The organism is Sphingomonas sp. PEI4, assembly GCF_056679955.1.
This window is the reverse complement of record NZ_CM155258.1, coordinates 3,472,268-3,489,889: the sequence shown is the minus strand read 5'-3', so window position 1 is coordinate 3,489,889 and position 17,622 is coordinate 3,472,268. Positions and strand designations below refer to the sequence as shown.

13 protein-coding genes are annotated in these 17,622 nt (G+C 65.2%); 6 read left to right on the top strand and 7 right to left on the bottom strand.

Annotated elements, in window-relative coordinates:
• Positions 1–55: 55 nt before the first annotated feature.
• Positions 56–922 carry a protease modulator HflC gene (gene hflC, locus AC1MLZ_RS16160; RefSeq protein ID WP_480959365.1) on the bottom strand — a complete coding sequence of 289 codons (867 nt, stop codon included), beginning with the start codon at positions 920–922 and terminating at the stop codon, positions 56–58.
• Positions 919–2,052, bottom strand: a complete 1,134-nt coding sequence (gene hflK, locus AC1MLZ_RS16155; RefSeq protein WP_480961585.1) for a protease modulator HflK — start codon at positions 2,050–2,052, stop codon at positions 919–921. Before hflK ends, hflC begins: the two co-directional genes overlap by 4 nt.
• A 70-nt stretch (positions 2,053–2,122) precedes the next feature.
• Here hflK and AC1MLZ_RS16150 point away from each other — a divergent pair, with 70 nt between their 5' ends.
• The 4 genes from AC1MLZ_RS16150 (at position 2,123) to AC1MLZ_RS16135 (ending at position 4,431) form a co-directional block, all read left to right on the top strand.
• Positions 2,123–3,073, top strand: a complete 951-nt coding sequence (locus AC1MLZ_RS16150; protein ID WP_480959364.1) for an Mrp/NBP35 family ATP-binding protein — start codon at positions 2,123–2,125, stop codon at positions 3,071–3,073.
• Between the two features lie 97 nt (positions 3,074–3,170).
• Positions 3,171–3,602, top strand: a complete 432-nt coding sequence (locus AC1MLZ_RS16145; protein ID WP_480959363.1) for a CoA-binding protein — start codon at positions 3,171–3,173, stop codon at positions 3,600–3,602.
• 55 nt (positions 3,603–3,657) lie between these two features.
• Entirely contained in the window at positions 3,658–3,993 is a 336-nt protein-coding gene (locus AC1MLZ_RS16140; RefSeq protein ID WP_480959362.1) for a hypothetical protein, read from the top strand.
• A gap of 9 nt (positions 3,994–4,002) precedes the next feature.
• Positions 4,003–4,431, top strand: coding sequence for a hypothetical protein (locus AC1MLZ_RS16135; RefSeq protein WP_480959361.1), 429 nt, complete (start codon positions 4,003–4,005; stop codon positions 4,429–4,431).
• 355 nt (positions 4,432–4,786) lie between these two features.
• Here the strand turns inward: AC1MLZ_RS16135 and AC1MLZ_RS16130 are convergent, their stop codons facing one another.
• Positions 4,787–6,076: a homoserine dehydrogenase gene (locus tag AC1MLZ_RS16130; RefSeq protein ID WP_480959360.1), complete on the bottom strand. Its 1,290-nt coding sequence runs from the start codon at positions 6,074–6,076 to the stop codon at positions 4,787–4,789.
• 91 nt (positions 6,077–6,167) lie between these two features.
• Here AC1MLZ_RS16130 and AC1MLZ_RS16125 point away from each other — a divergent pair, with 91 nt between their 5' ends.
• Positions 6,168–8,915, top strand: coding sequence for a [protein-PII] uridylyltransferase (locus AC1MLZ_RS16125; protein ID WP_480959359.1), 2,748 nt, complete (start codon positions 6,168–6,170; stop codon positions 8,913–8,915).
• A 183-nt stretch (positions 8,916–9,098) separates the two neighbouring features.
• Here AC1MLZ_RS16125 and AC1MLZ_RS16120 read toward each other — a convergent pair whose 3' ends face one another.
• The 4 genes from AC1MLZ_RS16120 to AC1MLZ_RS16105 form a co-directional block, all read right to left on the bottom strand.
• Positions 9,099–11,918: a TonB-dependent receptor gene (locus AC1MLZ_RS16120; RefSeq protein WP_480959358.1), complete on the bottom strand. Its 2,820-nt coding sequence runs from the start codon at positions 11,916–11,918 to the stop codon at positions 9,099–9,101.
• Positions 11,919–12,469: 551 nt separating this feature from the next.
• The gene (gene infC, locus AC1MLZ_RS16115) at positions 12,470–13,000 is read right to left on the bottom strand and encodes a translation initiation factor IF-3 (protein ID WP_031396176.1); all 531 of its coding nucleotides are present in this window, start codon (positions 12,998–13,000) and stop codon (positions 12,470–12,472) included.
• Between the two features lie 100 nt (positions 13,001–13,100).
• Positions 13,101–15,092 (bottom strand): threonine--tRNA ligase, encoded by a 1,992-nt coding sequence (thrS, locus tag AC1MLZ_RS16110; RefSeq protein ID WP_480959357.1) that lies wholly within the window; start codon positions 15,090–15,092, stop codon positions 13,101–13,103.
• Between the two features lie 250 nt (positions 15,093–15,342).
• Positions 15,343–16,158, bottom strand: a complete 816-nt coding sequence (locus AC1MLZ_RS16105; RefSeq protein ID WP_480959356.1) for an LD-carboxypeptidase — start codon at positions 16,156–16,158, stop codon at positions 15,343–15,345.
• Between the two features lie 52 nt (positions 16,159–16,210).
• Here AC1MLZ_RS16105 and AC1MLZ_RS16100 point away from each other — a divergent pair, with 52 nt between their 5' ends.
• Entirely contained in the window at positions 16,211–17,608 is a 1,398-nt protein-coding gene (locus tag AC1MLZ_RS16100; protein WP_480959355.1) for a Mur ligase family protein, read from the top strand.
• Positions 17,609–17,622: the final 14 nt, after the last annotated feature.

Sequence of the window (17,622 nt, the reverse complement as noted above, 5' to 3'; positions counted from 1 at the left end):
GCACACCGTCCTGAATGATGCTTGAATATGAACGGCATTCAAAGGTTCCGCAGGCTCAACGCCCGCGGCCCTCGAATTCCCTCAGATAACTGTTGCTCGGCGAAAGAATGATCGAGGTCGATCCTTCAGGAGCCGAACCACCATCCGCGCCGAACGTGTGCCGATACGACTGCATCGCGCGGTAGAAGTCGTAGAAGTCGGCGTCCTTGCCGAAGCTCTCGGCATAGATCTTCGCCGAATCCGCATCGGCCTGCGCACGGACGATCTGCGCCTGCTTCTGGCCCTCGGCACGGATCGTGATCGCCTCCTGCTGGCGCGCGCTCGACATGCGCTTGAGTGCGCTCTCGAGCGGCAGGCCGACGGGGAGGTTCGCCTGCTTGATGCGGACGTCGACGATCTCGACGCCGTACTGGCTGGCGACGCGCTGGAGGCCCTTCTGGATGTTGTCCATCAGCTCGGATCGCTCCGGGCTCAGCAGTTCGACAAAGCGTCGCTTGCCGAGTTCGTTGCGCAATGCCGAACCCAGAATCGGACGAAGCTGATCAGGGATCCGATCCTCGCTACCGACCGCGTTGCGCATCTTGCGCGGATCGACGATCCGGTAGCGCGCATACGCATCGACCTCGAGCCGGAGCTGATCGGTCGACAGCACGAGCGTGTTGTCGAGTTCGAGATCCTGCACGCGCTTGTCGATCCAGACGATCCGGTCGACGAACGGAATGCGCGCGATCAGGCCAGCGCCGGTCTGGCCGAACGCGGTGTTGGGCTGCCACGCGTTGACCGTGCGGATCGGCTGGCCGAAGCGCAGGATCACCGCCTGCTTGGTTTCGGGGACGATCGCGAAGGTCGATGCAGCGAGGATCACCAGCAGCAGGGCAATGATCCCAGCCACGATCGGGTTGCGGAAACTCACGGCGTTCACTGGGCAGCTCCGGACTGGGGGGCAGCCGCCGCCGCTGCAGGCGCTGGCGTCGATGGGACAGCCTCGGGGTTCGGCAGGCGCTTGGCGTTCGACAGCGGCAGGTATGGCACCACCCCGCCCGGCGTCTCGACGATCGTCTTGTCGCTCTTGGCGAGCACCGCCTCCATCGTCTCGTAATACATCCGTCGGCGCGTCACTACGGGTGCGAGGCGATACTGCTCGTACACCTTGTCGAACGACGCGGCCTCGCCCTGCGCGCGCGCCACGACCTGCTGCGCATAGGAGCGCGACTGGTTGAGGTTGGCGATCGCTTCCTGCTGCGCGGCGGTGACGGCGTTGAAGTCCTCGACGATCCGCGCCGGCGCAGCGGCCTGCTTGATCGCGACGCCCTGGATGCGAACGCCGGACTTATAGTCGTCGAGAATCTGCTGCGTCATCTCGGCGACGCGCTGTTCGATTACGGTACGACCCGTACCGATTGCCTGGTCGAGCGTCGTCGTCGCGACCACCGCACGCATCGCGCTTTCGGCGGCGGCGCGAACGGTCTCGTTCGGCTCCGCAAGCTGAAACACGTAATCGCGCGGATCGGCGATGTCCCAGCGGACCGAATAGGCGAGGTCGATGATGTTCTGGTCGCCGGTCAGCGTCAGGTTCTCGCCATCGCCGACCGGAAAGTTGTCGGTACGAATCTTCTGCACGTCGACCACCGTCACGTCGGCCATCGGGGCAGGCATCGTCAGGCGGATACCCGGATCGAGCGTGCCGGCATATTTGCCGAAATAGGTGACGACGCCGCGTTGCTGCGGGCCGATCTGGTGGACCGACGTGAACAGGATCCAGACGACCGCGATGATCGCGACGCCGATCGCCCAGAGCGCTCGGGCATTGGCACCCGACGGCAAGCCACCGAAGCCGCCATTGCCGCCCCCGCCACCGCCCGAGCCGCGTGCTTTGCGCAGGAACTCGTCGAGCGCGGTAGGCTTGGCCGCGGGTTTGCGACCGCCGGGCGGCAAGGCCCAGGGGTTGCGTGGGCCAGGGTTACCGTCGTCGCCCGAGCCGCCCCAAGGGCCTTTCGGTGTTTCGGTGGCGAGGATATCGGGGCGCCGGAACCAGCGCGAGAAGATCGTCATACCAACCTTTATAGGTGTGCGCTGGCGGAAAAACAGTGCCAAGCGCCCTTGGCCGCCCTATCTGGCCTCGATGATCGATATCGAAGCGTTAAAGGCGGCGGTTGCCGCAGTGGCGGGCAAGCGGGCGACCGTCCGGCTCGAAGGGACGCGAGCGGGCATCATCATCGATGCGACCGGGCTCGATACGCAGGCGCGCGATGCGCTTGAGGCGACCGTCAGGATGGCCGCAACGCAGCCCGGCGTGACCGAAGTACGGATCGCAGTGACTGCCGAACGCTCGACCCGCCGGCTGATCGCGGTCGCCAGCGGCAAGGGCGGTGTCGGCAAATCGACGCTCGCCGCCAACCTCGCCATCGCGATGTCGCGTGCTGGCCGCCGCGTCGGGCTGGTCGACGCCGATATCTACGGTCCGTCGCAGCCGCGCTTGATGAACGTCGAGGGCACGCGCCCGACCGCGAAGGACAAGGTGCTCGACCCCGTCCCGACCCCGTACGGCGTGCCGTTGCTGTCGATGGGCCAGCTCGTCGAGCCGGGCAAGGCGATCGCCTGGCGCGGGCCAATGGCCGCGGGCGCGCTCGGCCAGCTGGTCGAGGCGGACTGGGGTGTCACCGATACGCTGGTGCTCGACCTTCCCCCCGGCACCGGCGATGTCCAGCTGACGATGGTCCAGAAATACCGGCCGGCGGGCGCGGTGATCGTCTCGACCCCGCAGGATCTCGCGCTGATCGATGCGCGCCGCGCGATCGACCTGTTCGAGAAGGCCGGCATCCCGATCATCGGCCTAGTCGAGAACATGGCCGGCTATATCTGTCCGCATTGCGGCGAGGCGTCCGACCCGTTCGGCAACGGCGGGGCGGAGGCGGCGGCGCGCGAACTCGGCATCCCGTTCCTCGGTCGCGTACCCCTGACGATCTCGATCCGCACCGCGTCAGATGCAGGGACGCCGCCCGCTTCGAACCCCGACGATACGGTCTTCATGCCAATTGCGGCTCAGGTCGTCGCATGGCTCGCAAAATTGTGAAACCGGCGGACGGTATCGACGTTGTCTGATTACCGGTCGTACCTGGCGCGTAGAGCCACGGTACGAGCGGCCCAGGTTTCCCCGACAGGAGGCATCGATGCCATTGACCGCCGATGCCGATATCAAGACGCTGCTCGAAAGCGCGCGGACGATCGCGATGATTGGCGCATCCGATCGCCCCGACCGCCCCTCCTACGGCGTGATGGCCAAGCTTCAGGCACACGGCTACCGCGTGATCCCGGTAAATCCGCAGATCACCGGCGAGCACATCCACGGCGAGTTCGTCTTCCGCGACTTGTCGCAGTTGGGCGACCCGATCGACATCGTCGACATCTTCCGCAACTCGGCCGCAGCTGGCGAAGCAGTCGACCAGGCGATCGCGGCTGGTGCGAAGGCCGTCTGGATGCAGCTGGGCGTCGTCAACGACGAGGCAGCGAAGCGCGCAGAAGCTGCTGGGTTGCAAGTCGTCATGGACCGGTGCCCCGTCATCGACATCCCCAGGCTCGGGGTCGCCAAGATCGAGCAATGACGCTTGCCCTCCCCGGCGATCGCGGCCAGTCTGCGGTTCTGTCCGGGAGGCGCCGATGCTCGCGATGCTGTTGTCGATGGTGATCGAAGACCCGCAGATGGCAACCGCGAAGGCACGCATGGCCGCCGAGCGACCCTGTATCCAGAGCGCCGACGAAACCGACATCACGGTCTGCGGGATGCGGACCGCCGACCGGTTTCGCGTGCCGTTTGTCGAGCATGACGCTGGCGATCCGGCGCATGAGAGCGTCCGCAACGAGCGCACGCGCCTGTTGAACCGCACTTCGCCGCTCGCCGATCTCGGTCCGTTCCAGGTCGGCGGCGGCATGGCGGGCGTCACGATGACCGTCGGCGGCGAAGGCGGCACATCGTTCCGCAAGCCCGCGCCTTAAGGACTGATCATGTTCGCAACAATTCTGTCCGCGCTGCTCCAAGTGTCTGCCACCCCCGCCGTCCCAGCGGCACCGCCCATGCCGGAGCGCTTCTCGATCCTCGTCGACCCGTGTGTGACGCAGACGCAGGATGGGAACGAGATCATCGTCTGCGGCAAATCCGCGACAACCACCCCACGCCTGCCGATGCGCGACGATCGCGGCCCGCCCGATCACGCGATTGCCTCCAACCCCAACCTCAGCGCCGTCCGCGCGCTGGACTTGTCGGATACACCGTGTGCGGCTCGACAGGGGGGATGTCAGGTCGGCTTCGGCCCGCCGATCGCCCCGATCGCGAAGGCTGCGGTAGGGTTGATCAAGAGCGCCCTCGCGAAGAAACCCGACAAGCGTGGCCGCGTACCGATCGACCTAGACGGCCCCGTGGGTACCGTGAATTAGGCCTGGGGGCGTAGGCGCGATCGATCCGCACGGCTGCTGCGAGAATGGCGAGGGGAAGTATCCGATGGCGCTGGTTCGCGACGTGGCGCGGAAGTTCCGGAAGAAGCCGGACACTGCGTGCCGATCGCGCTGGATGATCCGGAAAACTGAAGCGCCCTCCGCGCTGGCGATCTGTGCCAACGTTGTTTCCCCGCGAAGGAGGGGACCCAGTCTGGGCTCCCGCCTTCGCGGGAGGACAAGGAGCAGGTCGAGCAGCGGCATGGTACGGCTGTTGAACACCGCCATACCCATTATACCCGCCACCCCGGCGAAGGCCGGGGTGGTATCTCTCGGCGCGACGACCCGCCTGCACTCCTCAATCCAGAATGTGCATCCACATCGGTTGACCCACCAAACTCTGCGACCCGCGAAGTTTCTCCAACGCCTGCGCGATCGACCGCTCCGGGCTCTCATGCGTCACGATCGCCACCAGCACGCTGCCGTCCGCGATCGCGCCGCGCTGGATCAGGCTCTCGATCGAGACACCCGCATCCCGCATCGCCGCCGCAATCTCGGCCAGCACGCCGACCCGGTCCTTTACGGTGAAGCGAAGATACGCACGCCCCCGCCGCTCGCCGCTGTCCGCCTTGGGTGCCGCCGTCAGCGACACCACCGGCATCGCGAACGGCGGGCCGAACTCGCCGCGTGCGATGTCGATCAGGTCGGCCACGACTGCGCTTGCGGTCGGGCCGTCACCCGCGCCAGCACCCTGGAACAGCAGTCGGCCGACGAAGTTGCCCTCTGCCACGACCGCGTTGAGCGATCCGGTGACGTGCGCCAGCGGATGATCGATCGGCACCAGATGCGGATGGACGCGCTGGAACAGCCCGTCGGCCCCTGCTTCCGCCACCCCGAGCAGCCGCACGCGATACCCCAGCGCCGCCGCCTCGGCGATGTCCGCACCCAGCAGATGCCGGATACCGCCAATCGCGACGTCGCCGAACGCCGGCTGCGTCCCAAACGCGACCGCGGCCAGGATCGACAATTTGTGCGCCGCATCGACGCCGTCGATGTCGAAGCTCGGATCGGACTCGGCAAAGCCAAGCGCCTGCGCTTCGGCCAGCACCTCGGCAAAGTCGCGGCCTTCCGACTCCATCTTCGACAGGATGAAATTGCAGGTGCCGTTGAGGATACCATAGACGCGGGCGATCTCGTTCGCCGCGGCGCCCTCGCGAAGCCCCTTGATGACCGGGATGCCGCCGGCGACCGCCGCCTCGAACTTCAGCGCGACGCCTGCTCCTTCGGCTGCCTGCGCGAGTTCGAGCCCGTGATGGGCGATCATCGCCTTGTTCGCGGTGACGAAACTCCGCCCCGCCCCCAGCGTGCTTCGCGCAAGCGTCAGCGCCGGACCATCGGAACCACCGATCAGTTCGACCACGACGTCGGCGCCGGGTTGTTTCGCCAGCGCGGTCGTGTCGTCGACCCACGCGAAGCGCGACAGGTCAACGCCGCGATCCTTGGCCCGATCACGCGCGGAAACCGCGACGATCTCGATTTCCCGCCCGGCGCGTCGCGCAATCAAATCGCGGTTCGCATCGAGCAGCCGGATCACCCCGCCGCCTACCGTCCCCAGTCCCGCAAGGGCTACACGCAATGGTTCGCTCATTTTCGTCCTCCACTCGCGCGTCCGGTTACGTTTCACGGACGTTTTGCGCAATCCTGATGACGCACGCGACCGGCGCCCCTATCTGGGCGTCATGTCAGGCCGCTTCGATCATCTCCCCAACCGTCGCGCGATCATCGATCGCCGCGCCGTCGCTGAAACCATTGCCGCGCTGGAAGGCGTCGACCCGACCGCGCTCCGCCGCGACGCGACCGCATTGCTGAAAGCCGCACTGGAGAAGGGGCGGGTAGAAGTCGAACGTCGCCTCGTCGAACATCCGTCGCGCGGGTTGGAAGCATCGAGTGCGCAGGCCTATCTGATCGACGCGCTGCTCCGCATCCTGTTCGATTTCACGACGCAGCGGCTCTACCCCCTGCCCAATCCGACGATCGGCGAGCGCCTCACGCTGATCGCTGTCGGCGGTTACGGCCGCGCGGAAATGGCACCGCATTCGGACGTCGACATCGGCTTCCTCACCCCCGGCAAGCAGACGCCCTGGGCCGAGCGCGTGATCGAATCGATGCTGTACGCGCTGTGGGATCTCGGGCTGAAGCTCGGCCAGTCCAGCCGCTCGCTCGACGAGATGGTCCGCCAGGCCAAGAGCGACGTCACCGTCCGCACCGCGTTGCTCGAGGCGCGCTACGTCTGCGGCGACGCCGAATTGTACGAACAGGCGTCACACCGCTTCAAGACCGAGGTCCAGGCGGACACCGCGCGCACCTTCATCGCCGACAAGCTCGCCGAACGCGACGCGCGGCATCGGAAGATGGGCGACACCCGCTATGTCGTCGAACCCAACGTCAAGGAGGGCAAGGGAGGCCTGCGCGATCTTCACGCATTGTTCTGGATCGGCAAATACATCTACGACGTCCAGCGCGCCGCCGAGCTGGTCGAGGTCGGGTTGTTCACCAAGGCCGAATACCGGCTGTTCCACCGCGCCGACAATTTTTTCCAGGCGGTGCGGTGCCATTTGCACAGCATCACCGGCCGCGCCGAAGATCGCCTTACCTTCGACCTGCAACGCGAGATCGCCGACCGGATGCGGTTCTCCGACCGACCGGGCAAGTCGAAGGTCGAGCGGTTCATGCAGTTCTACTTCCTGCAGGCGAAGACCGTCGGCACGCTGAGCGGCGTGTTCCTCGCGCATCTCGACGAGAAATTCGCGGCGCGGGGACGGCGTTTCGGGCTGCCCACAATCCGCCGCTCACCGCGCAAGCTGAACGGCTTCGTGCTCGATCGCGGTCGGCTGGCACTGCCGAGCGACGACTTTTTCCAGGCCGATCCCGAACGCCTGATCGAGATCTTCCAGCTCGCCGATAAGCACGGCGTCGAGATCCACCCCCTGGCCATGCGAGCCGCCGCCCGCGACGCGAAACTTGTCGATGAAGTTCGCAACAGCCCTTCGGCAAATGCACTTTTCCTCGACGTGCTGACTTCTCCGCGCGATCCCGAACTCGTGCTGCGCTGGATGAACGAGGCGGGCGTATTCGGCCGGTTCGTGCCCGATTTCGCGCGTGTCGTCGCGCAGATGCAGTTCGATATGTACCACCACTATACCGTCGACGAACACACCATCCGCGCGATCGGCCTGCTCGCGCGGATCGAGAGCGGTGTGCTGAAGGAGGATCACCCGCTCGCCAGTGCGATCTTCGAACAGATCGTCTCGCGGCGCGCGCTGTACGTCGCGGTACTGCTGCATGACATTGCCAAGGGGCGCGGCGGCGATCACTCAGTCCTTGGGGCGGAGGTTGCGCAGCGACTGTGCCCGCGCTTCGGGCTGACCCCGGCGGAGACCGAGACCGTCGCCTGGCTGGTGCGCTGGCACCTGCTAATGTCGGCGACCGCGTTCAAGCGTGACCTCAGCGACTTCAAGACGATCCTCGATTTCTGCGATGTGGTGCAAAGCCCCGAGCGGCTCCGCCTGCTACTCACCCTCACGATTGTCGACATCCGTGCGGTCGGCCCCGGCGTGTGGAACGGTTGGAAACGCCAGTTGCTCGGCGACCTCTATGAATCAGCCGAAGAAGTGCTGCGGCTCGGTCACAAACAGAAGGGGCGTGCCGAGAGGATCGCGGCCAAGCAGGCGCATCTTCGCGACGAACTCGGATGGAGCGAGGAGGTGTTCGCAACGCTCGTTCACCGCTTACCCGAAGCCTATTGGATCGCCGAGCCCGAGGACGTGCTCGCGCACAACGCACGCTTCCTCGCGAGCACCGGCGATGCGCAGCTCGCGATCGACGCCCACGTCTATCCGGGGCGCGGCGCGACGTTGGTAACCATCTACGCGGCTGATCACCCGGGCCTGTTCTACCGCATTGCCGGGGCGATCCACGTGGCCGGCGGCAATATCATCGATGCGCGGATCCACACCACTCGTGACGGGATGGCGATCGACAATTTTCTTGTCCAGGATCCGTTCGGACGGCCCTTCGATGAGTCCGGCCAGTTGGCTCGCCTGAAAACGGCGATCGAAGATGCGCTCGCCAATCGCGGCAAGCTCGCCGATCGGCTAGTGGCAAAGCCCCTGCCCCGGACACGCGCGGAAGCCTTCGACATCGTTCCGAACGCGCTGGTCGACAACAAGGCGTCGAACCGGTTCACGGTGGTCGAGGTCAATGCGCGAGATCGGCCGGCGCTGCTGAACCAGCTCGCGAACGCACTGTTCCAATCAAAGGTGACGATCCACTCGGCGCATGTCGCGACCTATGGCGAGCGGGCGGTCGATACGTTCTACATTACCGACCTGACCGGTGACCGGATTACCCAGCCCGCAAGATTGAGGACGCTGGAGCGGCGGTTGCTGGCGGCAGCCGCCGGAGAAGAGATCGATCTGGCGGCTTAGGCCCACGCTCCTTCGCCACGTCTTCGTCATCCCCTACGTGGGCGTGGATCCATATCCTCGAAGGTCCGTGATCATACCGGAGAGCCAGCCGATATGGGTTTCCCCATCCGCGGGAATGACAAGCGGGATGCGAAAAGCCGGCCCGCACCGAAGTGCGGACCGGCTTTTTCTTACCTAACCCGATCAGAAGCGGGTGCGTAGCGTCAGGCCGTAGGTGCGTGGTTCGGCCAGATACGAGGTGAAGATCTGGTTGGCCGTCGTGCCGAATGCCTGGGTCTGAGCCTGGCTGCCCGCCCCCTGGAACGGCGCGTTGAACGCGACCTGCTGGTAGTTCGTGTCGAGCAGGTTCTGCGCCCAGACTTCCAGCGCCCACTTCTGCTGTGGTCCGCGGAGACCCACACGCGCGTTCATCAGGAAGAACCCGTCCTGCGCCTTTTCGGGGAACAGATCGGAGCCGGTGTTGTAGTCGCTGGTCATGCGGCCATCGACGTAGAACAGCGCGGTCATGCCCGACGAGCCGATATCCGGGGTCCATGCGGTCGACGCGGTGACGGTGTGCTTCGGCGCATTCGACAGGTTGCTGCCCGACAGCAGGAACAAGGCCGGATCGAGTGGCTGACCGTCCTCGCTGCCGACCAGATTGTTGCGGAAGCGCGTGTTCGTGTAGGTGTAGCCGAGGTTCACCGAATAATTAGGCGCCGGGAACAACCCCGCTTCGAGTTCGAAGCCTTGCGAGATGACGCCGTATTTGACGCTGCCCGTGCAGGCGCCCGTGGCCGCACTGGCATCGCGATCCGCGCCGTTCAGGCTCGTATCGCAGGTGCTGATGTTCTGGACGATGAAGTTGGTGCCGTTGAAGGTGTTCAGCTGGAAGTTCTTGAACTCCTGGCGGAAGCCCGCGACGTTGAACGTGAAGTCTTTCGAGCTGAACTTCAGGCCGACTTCGTACGCGTTTACGGTCTCGGGATCGAAGCGCAGATTGGCGACGCTGGCATTGGTCGGCGACGAGAAGACGTTCGCGGTCAGATCCGAACGGTCGAGGTTGTAGCCGCCCGCCTTGTAGCCGCGCGAGAAGGACGCATACAGCAGCGTGTCGGTACGTGGCTTGTACGAGATCACGCCGGTGCCGGTGAACTCGCCTTCCTTGAACCCGTCGTTCAGGTCGAGGCCGTTGAGCGCGGAGGTCGAGTTACCCGTGCAGGTGAGCGTGATGATACCACCGACCAGCGTCTTGAGCGCGGCAGGGACCGCGGCACTGGCCAGCAATGGGCTGAGATTGGCCTGCTGTGCCGGACAGACCGTGTTGTTGTTGTTGAAATCGGCGTGGAAATCCTTCGCCTCGCGCGTGTAGCGCAAGCCGCCGGTGATCGAGAGCTTGTCGGTCAGCTTGAAGATATTGTGCGTGAAGAACGCGTAGTTCTCGCTGTCCTGGTAATAGGTCGAGCGTTGATCGCCCAGATTGTTGAGCGTGCTGAGGCGATCGAGACCGGCGAGGATCGTTGGTCCGAGAGCGCCGAACCCTGCACCAAGCGCCTGTCGTCCATTCGCGCCGCCGAGCGCAGCCTGCGGGGTCGTGCTCAGGCAGCCCGGGTTGTTCGGGTTGCGCAATGCCGCCAGCGGATTGGCCGTCGCGACGATACGGCAGGCGGCGAATGCGCCATATTGCGTGCCGAACTTGAGATTGTCGGCAACGACCAGGTCTTCCTTCGAGTAATAGCCACCGACCAGCCAGTTCAACCGATCGTTGAACAGCGAGCCGTTCAGGCGGACTTCCTGGCTGAAGGTGTGGAACTGACGATAGCTGTTACCGTCGTCCGCGCGATAGCCGATGTCGAGATTGCCGTAATCGATATCGGCTGCACCGCCCGATTTGTATTCCCGGTATGCCGTGATCGAGGTGAGCGACGCCCCGCCGAGATTGACGTCGATCTGGCCCGAACCACCGTAATCGGTGGTGACGTTCGAATAGGCCCGGCCGGGCGAGTTGGCGATGCGGCGATTATATGGATCACCCGCGCTGGGGAACACGGCCCCCATGCTCTGCATGACCTGGACGATGCGATTGCCGGACGGATTGATCGCGAAATCGCCGGCGACGCCGGGGGTCGGATCGATCTTTTCCTGCGTGTTGATATAGACTGCGCCGCAGCACTTCTCGTCGCGGCGCGTGTAGTCGCCGATCAAGCGAACGGTGACATCCGACGATGGCTCGAACAGCAACTGGCCGCGGACGAAATAGCGATTGCGATCGTTGTAATCCGTGTCGTTGATGACGTCGTAATAATAGCCGTCGCGCTTGCCGAACACGCCGTCGAGGCGGAAGGCCAGCTTGTCCTTGATGATCGGACCGGTCAGGCCACCGGCGATGCGGACGTTGTTGTAATTGCCGTACGTCGCCTCGGCATAGCCGCCAAAGTTATAGGAAGGCAGCTTTGTCAGGATGTTGATCGATCCTGCGGTGGCGTTGCGGCCCGACAGCGTGCCCTGCGGACCGCGCAGAACCTCGATACGATCGACTTCGCCGAGATCGTTCAGGCCAGAGCCGGTGCGGCTGCGATAAACGCCGTCGATGAACACCGCGACCGAACTTTCGAGGCCGGGATTGTCGCCGACCGTACCGATGCCGCGAACGCGGGCGGAGGCGTTGGCTTCACTGCCGGTCGACGAGATCAGCAGCGAGGGGACGAGCTGCGTGGCCTGGCGGATGTCGTTGGCGCCGGTGTTCTCGAGGGCGGCCGAGCCGACTGCCGAGACGGCGATCGGCACGTTCGACAGGCGTTCGGAACGGCGCGTGGCGGTGATGACGATATCGCTCGCGTTGCCGCCCGTGTCGGCCTGCGGCGCGACCGGAGGCTGGCCGGCATCGACCGACCCTGCCGCGGTGCCGGACGTGGTCGTCGCGGTCTGCGCTTCGGGCTGGGTGGTTGGCACGTCCTGGGCGAATGCCGGGGTGACGAGCGCCGTGGTCGCGGCGGCGGACAACAGGTATGCGATCATACGCATCGGCATTCTCTCCTGAGTGTTCGAATCTTTTCGAACTTATGGTTTGGACGATAGGTAGAGATATCCGAACCGCCACGTCTAGCGATTTCCGCATACGGAAAGAGATTTTTGAACATCGTGTCTCAAAAGCGCCACACAGCAGCCCGACCAAACCCTAGTTTCAAATAGCAACTGTTTGCGATGAGTGGTGGGCTGACCCACAGTCTATCGCATGTGGCGCAACCTAGATCCTCGCGCGCGCCGTCCAGGAAAGGGTGCCACTTCGGCGAAGGCCAGGACCAGTTGGGAAGGCGGGAGTAACGAAGCGCTGCCTGCAGCCATTGCCGTTCCCCAATTGGACCCCGGCGTTCGCCTGGGTGGAATGAGCGCGCGCCCTCGCCTTCCAACGGTCAAGACACTCGCGGGCCCTTCCCTCTCCCGTTGGTAGACGGTGAGACGGCGGAGGAGCCGGCGATCGTTAAGGGCGGCCCGCCAGCACTCCAGACACGAAAAAGGCCGGCCAGTCCCTCGGGACCGACCAGCCTTCGTCACAGCCGAAACCGTGCGCCGTTTTACTTAGGGGCCAGCACCATCAGCATCTGGCGGCCTTCCATGCGCGGATACGCCTCGATCTTGGCGATCTCCGCGACGTCGTCCTGGACGCGCTTCAGCAGGTTCATGCCGAGCTGACCGTGGCTGAGCTCGCGACCGCGGAAGCGGAGCGTGATCTTGACCTTGTCGCCCTCGCCAATGAAGTCGTTCACCTTCTTCATCTTCGTGTCATAGTCATGGTCGTCGATGTTCGGACGCATCTTGATCTCCTTGATCTCCTGCGTCTTCTGCGACTTGCGTGCGAGGTTCGCCTTCTTCTGCGCCTCGTACTTGAACTTGCCGACATCGAGGAACTTGGCGACGGGCGGATCGGCGTTAGGCGACACCTCGACCAGGTCGAGGCCATGCTCGGCTGCCTGCTCGATCGCTTCGCGCGTATACATCACGCCCAGATTCTCGCCCTCGTGATCGATCACGCGGACCTTCTGGCTCTGGATGAATTCGTTGAATCGCGGGCCGTTCATTGCGGGCGTCTGCATCGGCCGGCGCATCGTGGGAGGACGTATGGGGTTTGCTCCTGAAGTTTCTGACGAAGTATTTGGGCCGGCCTATAGCGCAGAAACGCACGCGCGAAAAGCCAGCCCCGTTAGGTCACATATCGGGTGCGCGTGCCTCGATCGCAACCCGTGCGGTCGCATCGGCGAGCGCCATCATCTCCTGGCCCTGGCTGCCGAGGCGGCGGATCGCAACGGTGCCCTCGTCCGCCTCGCGCTTGCCGACCACGAACAGCAGCGGAACCTTCGCCAGCGAATGCTCGCGCACCTTGTAGTTGATCTTCTCGTTGCGCAGATCGGTCTCGACCCGGATCCCAGCCTTGCGCAAAGTCGCGGCGACCTGATGCGCGTAGTCGTCGGCATCGGACACGATCGTCGCCACCACCACCTGCACCGGCGCGAGCCAGAGCGGGAAGCGGCCGGCGTGATGCTCGATCAGGATGCCGATGAAGCGCTCGAACGTGCCGAGGATCGCACGATGGAGCATCACCGGGCGATGCCGCTCGCCATCCGCACCGACGTATGACGCGTCGAGTCGCTCGGGCAGCACGCGGTCCGACTGGATCGTGCCAACCTGCCACGTCCGGCCGATCGCGTCGGTCAGGTGGAATTCGAGCTTCGGCGCATAGAACGCGCCCTCACCCGGCAGTTCCTCGAAGTTCGCCTTGATCGTATCGCTCAGGCCGGACTGCATCACCGCCTCGCGCAGCTCCGCCTCGGCCTTGTCCCACATCGCATCTTCGCCGAACCGCTTCTCGGGGCGCAGCGCGAGCTTTACCGCGTAATCGTCGAAGCCGAGGTCCTTGTAGACGCTGTCGAGCAACTCGCAGAACTTGCGCACTTCCTCGACCAGTTGATCCTCGCCGACGAAGATATGCGCGTCGTCCTGCGTGAACTGGCGGACGCGCATGATGCCGTGCAGCGCGCCGTGCGGCTCGTTGCGGTGGCAACAGCCGAACTCGGCCATCCGGATCGGCAGGTCGCGGTACGACTTGATCCCCTGCTTGAAGATCAGCACATGCGCCGGGCAGTTCATCGGTTTCAGCGCCATCAGGTCGCCCTCACCCGACAGCACGGCGCCCTCGTCCTCGACGTTCGGGATCTCGTCCGGCACGACGAACATGTTCTCGCGGTACTTGCCCCAGTGGCCCGACTGCTCCCACTGCTTGGCGTCCATCAGCTGTGGGGTCTTCACCTCGGCATAGTCGGCGGCGTCGAGGCGGCGACGCATATACGCCTCAAGCTGGCGCCAGAGCACGAAGCCCTTGGGATGCCAGAATACCGAGCCCTGCGCTTCGGACTGGAGGTGGAACAGGTCCATCTTCGCGCCGATCTTCCGATGATCGCGCTTGGCGGCTTCCTCGAGGCGGAAGAGGTGCTGGTCGAGCTGTTTCTTGTTGAGCCAGCCGGTGCCGTAGATGCGGCTGAGCATCGCGTTCTTCTGGTCGCCGCGCCAATACGCACCCGAGACGCGCGTAAGCTTGAAGGCGGCTGGGTCCAGCTTGCCGGTCGAGGCCATGTGCGGACCGCGGCACATATCCAGCCACTCGCCCTGGCGGTAGATCGTCAGTTCCTCGCCTTCGGGGAGTTCGGCGGCCCATTCAGCCTTGAAGCTCTCGCCCTGCTGCGTCCAGCGATCGATCAGTTGCTGGCGCGACCAGACCTCGCGCAGGAACGGCTCGTTCCGGGCGATGATCGCGCGCATCTCGGCTTCGATCGCGGGAAGGTCTTCGTCGGTGAAGGGGCGGTCCTTCGGGGCGAAGTCGTAGTAGAAGCCATCGTCGGTGGCGGGGCCAAACGTGATCTGCGTGCCCGGAAAGAGGTGCTGGACCGCCTCCGCCATGACGTGCGCGAGATCGTGACGGACGAGTTCGAGCGCGTCGGCTTCGTCGCGCGCGGTCACCAGCGCGAGCGCGGTATCGCCCTCGAACGGCCGGTTGAGATCGCGCACCTGCCCGTCGATGCGCGCGGCGAGCGCAGCCTTGGCAAGGCCCGGCCCGATCGCCGCGGCGACGTCCGCGGGCGTAGTCCCGGGCGCAACCTCGCGGACGGAACCGTCGGGCAGCGTGATTCGGAACATGGCGGACATGGAGGACTTTCTCGTGTTGGAAGAGCGCGGCTTATGCCGTCGCACTACCTATATAGGCAACCCGCTTCGCCGGAACTACTGCGTCGGGCGTTCCCCGGCCCCGGCAGATGGCCCCGCCACGCGCACCGCCAGACCGCCCCGCCCCTCCGTCACCCCGGACTGGTTCCGGGGTCCACCGTGCCGCGAACTCATGTCTCTCGGGCACGAGGAACGGTGGATGCCGGAACGAGCCCGGCGTGACGGTGAAGGATCAAACCACCCCGAACGGCACCACATGGTTCGCTTGCGTGTGACCGACCTCCGCGCGCCCGAGATAGGGCACGCCCATGTCGCGCGACCAGCGGACCATCATGTAGTCGAGCGTTTCGCCCCAGGGCGGCTCGTTCTCTTGCACGGCAGTGACCCCGCCAAGGCGCAGGCCGGCGATCCCCTTCAGCTGCGTGGCGTTGGCGACTTTGAAGAGCATGCGGTCGATCGCGTACATCGGCTCCGACACCTCCTCGACGATCAGGACGTGATCGGTAAGGTCGGGCAACCACGGCGTGCCGATCAGCGACGTCAGGATGCTGAGGTTGAACGCCGCCGACGGTTGCCCGTTCAGTCCCGGCTCCAGCCCCGTCCGGTCGCCGCGAACCATCCAGCCGAGCGAGCGCGCGACCGTCGCCTCGCCGTCATGGCGGTTCACGTCGCTGACCATCGGGCCGTGGACCGGGCGTCCGATCCGCCGGGCGTAGAGCGCACCGAGCAGGAAGCCGACGTCGGAATAGCCGAGATATGTCTTGTGGCGCGCCGCGCGGCCGAGTTCGGGCATGACCATCGCGAGGATGCGGTTCGCGCCATAGCCGCCGCGCAGGAACCAGATCGCATCGAACGCGGGATCGTTGGCGTACTCCAGGAACGCGGCCGCCCGACGAAAGTCGGAGCCGGCGAAATGGCCGTCGGTCTCGAGGCATTGCGGGTGGAAGACGAGTTCGACTCCCGGGAACGCGGTCGCCGCGTAGGCCGTGATCTTGGCGATCGCCGCGGGATTGGTTCGGCTCGACGCGGCGAGGACACCGATGCGCATTGTTCGTGTTCCCGACCTTGCCCCGTTACCAAACCGCCCATATCGCGGGCCGATGGATATCAGCAAACCCTGTTTCTTCGTCGGCATCGGCGGCAGCGGCATGATGCCGCTCGCGATGATCCTTGCCGGCCGTGGCGCGACCGTCGCGGGATCGGACCGCAACCTCGACCAGGGCCGCGTCCCCGCCAAGTTCGACGACCTCGCGGCCAAGGGCGTCGCGCTGTTCCCGCAGGACGGCAGCGGCATCGTCTCGGCGGACCAGCTCGTCATTGGCTCGGCGGCGATCGAGGCGAGCGTGCCGGACATGATCGCGGCGGACGCTTTGGGCTGCACTCGCTCGACCCGTGCGGCAATGCTGGCGTCGTTATTCAACGACAGCCGGTTGTCGATCGGTGTCGCGGGCACGAGCGGCAAGTCGACCGTTACTGGGATGATCGGCTGGATCCTCCACGCAGTCGGGCGCGATCCGACGGTGATGAACGGGGCGGTGATGAAGAACTTCGCCACCCCGGACGCACCGTTTGCCAGTGCGCTGGTTGGAGAAGGCGACGCATTCGTCAGTGAGGTGGACGAGAGCGACGGATCGATCGCGGGCTATGCGCCGAAGATCGCGGTGCTCAACAACGTCAGCCTCGATCACAAGTCGCTGGAGGAACTGCGGCTGCTGTTCGGGGACTTCATCGCAAAGGCCGAGACGGCGGTGGTGAACGCGAACGATCCCGATGCGGCGGCGCTCGCGGCGCGTCTTCCGCGCGGTCAGATCACCACCTTTGCGATCGATGCGTCGGCCGATCTTCGTGCCGAAAACTTGAAGCCCGAGCCGTTCGCGATCGGCTTCGACATCGTGTCTCGAGGCGTGCGGACGCCGGTGAAGCTGGCGGTTCCAGGGCGGCATAACGTGTCGAATGCACTTGCTGCGATCGGAGCAGCGATGGCGGCGGACGTGTCGTTGGCCGACGCGGTGAAGGCGATCGCCGGGTTCACCGGCCTGCGCCGTCGCTTCGATCTGGTCGGATCGGGCGGCGGCGTCGCAGTGATCGACGATTTCGGACATAACCCGGACAAGATCGCTGCGACGCTCGACACGCTCCACGCCTTCCCCGGGCGGCTGCTCCTGTTGTTCCAGCCACATGGCTATGGCCCGTTGAAGGTCATGGGGCGCGAGTTGGTCGCTACGTTCGTCGGGCGGATGGCGGAGGACGACGTGCTCGTCCTGCCCGACCCCGCCTATTACGGCGGGACGGTCGCGAGGGTGGTCACCAGCGCCGATATCGTCGGGCAGATCGTCGAGGGTGGTCGGGACGCGCGACACATCGCGGACCGCGCAGACGCCGCTGCGGCGCTGGTCGCGGAGGCGCGGCCGGGCGACCGGATCGTGGTGATGGGCGCGCGTGACGACACGCTGAGCGTGCTGGCGGCGGGAATGGTCGACGCCTTGGCCGCCGGCTGATATAGAGCAAGCAG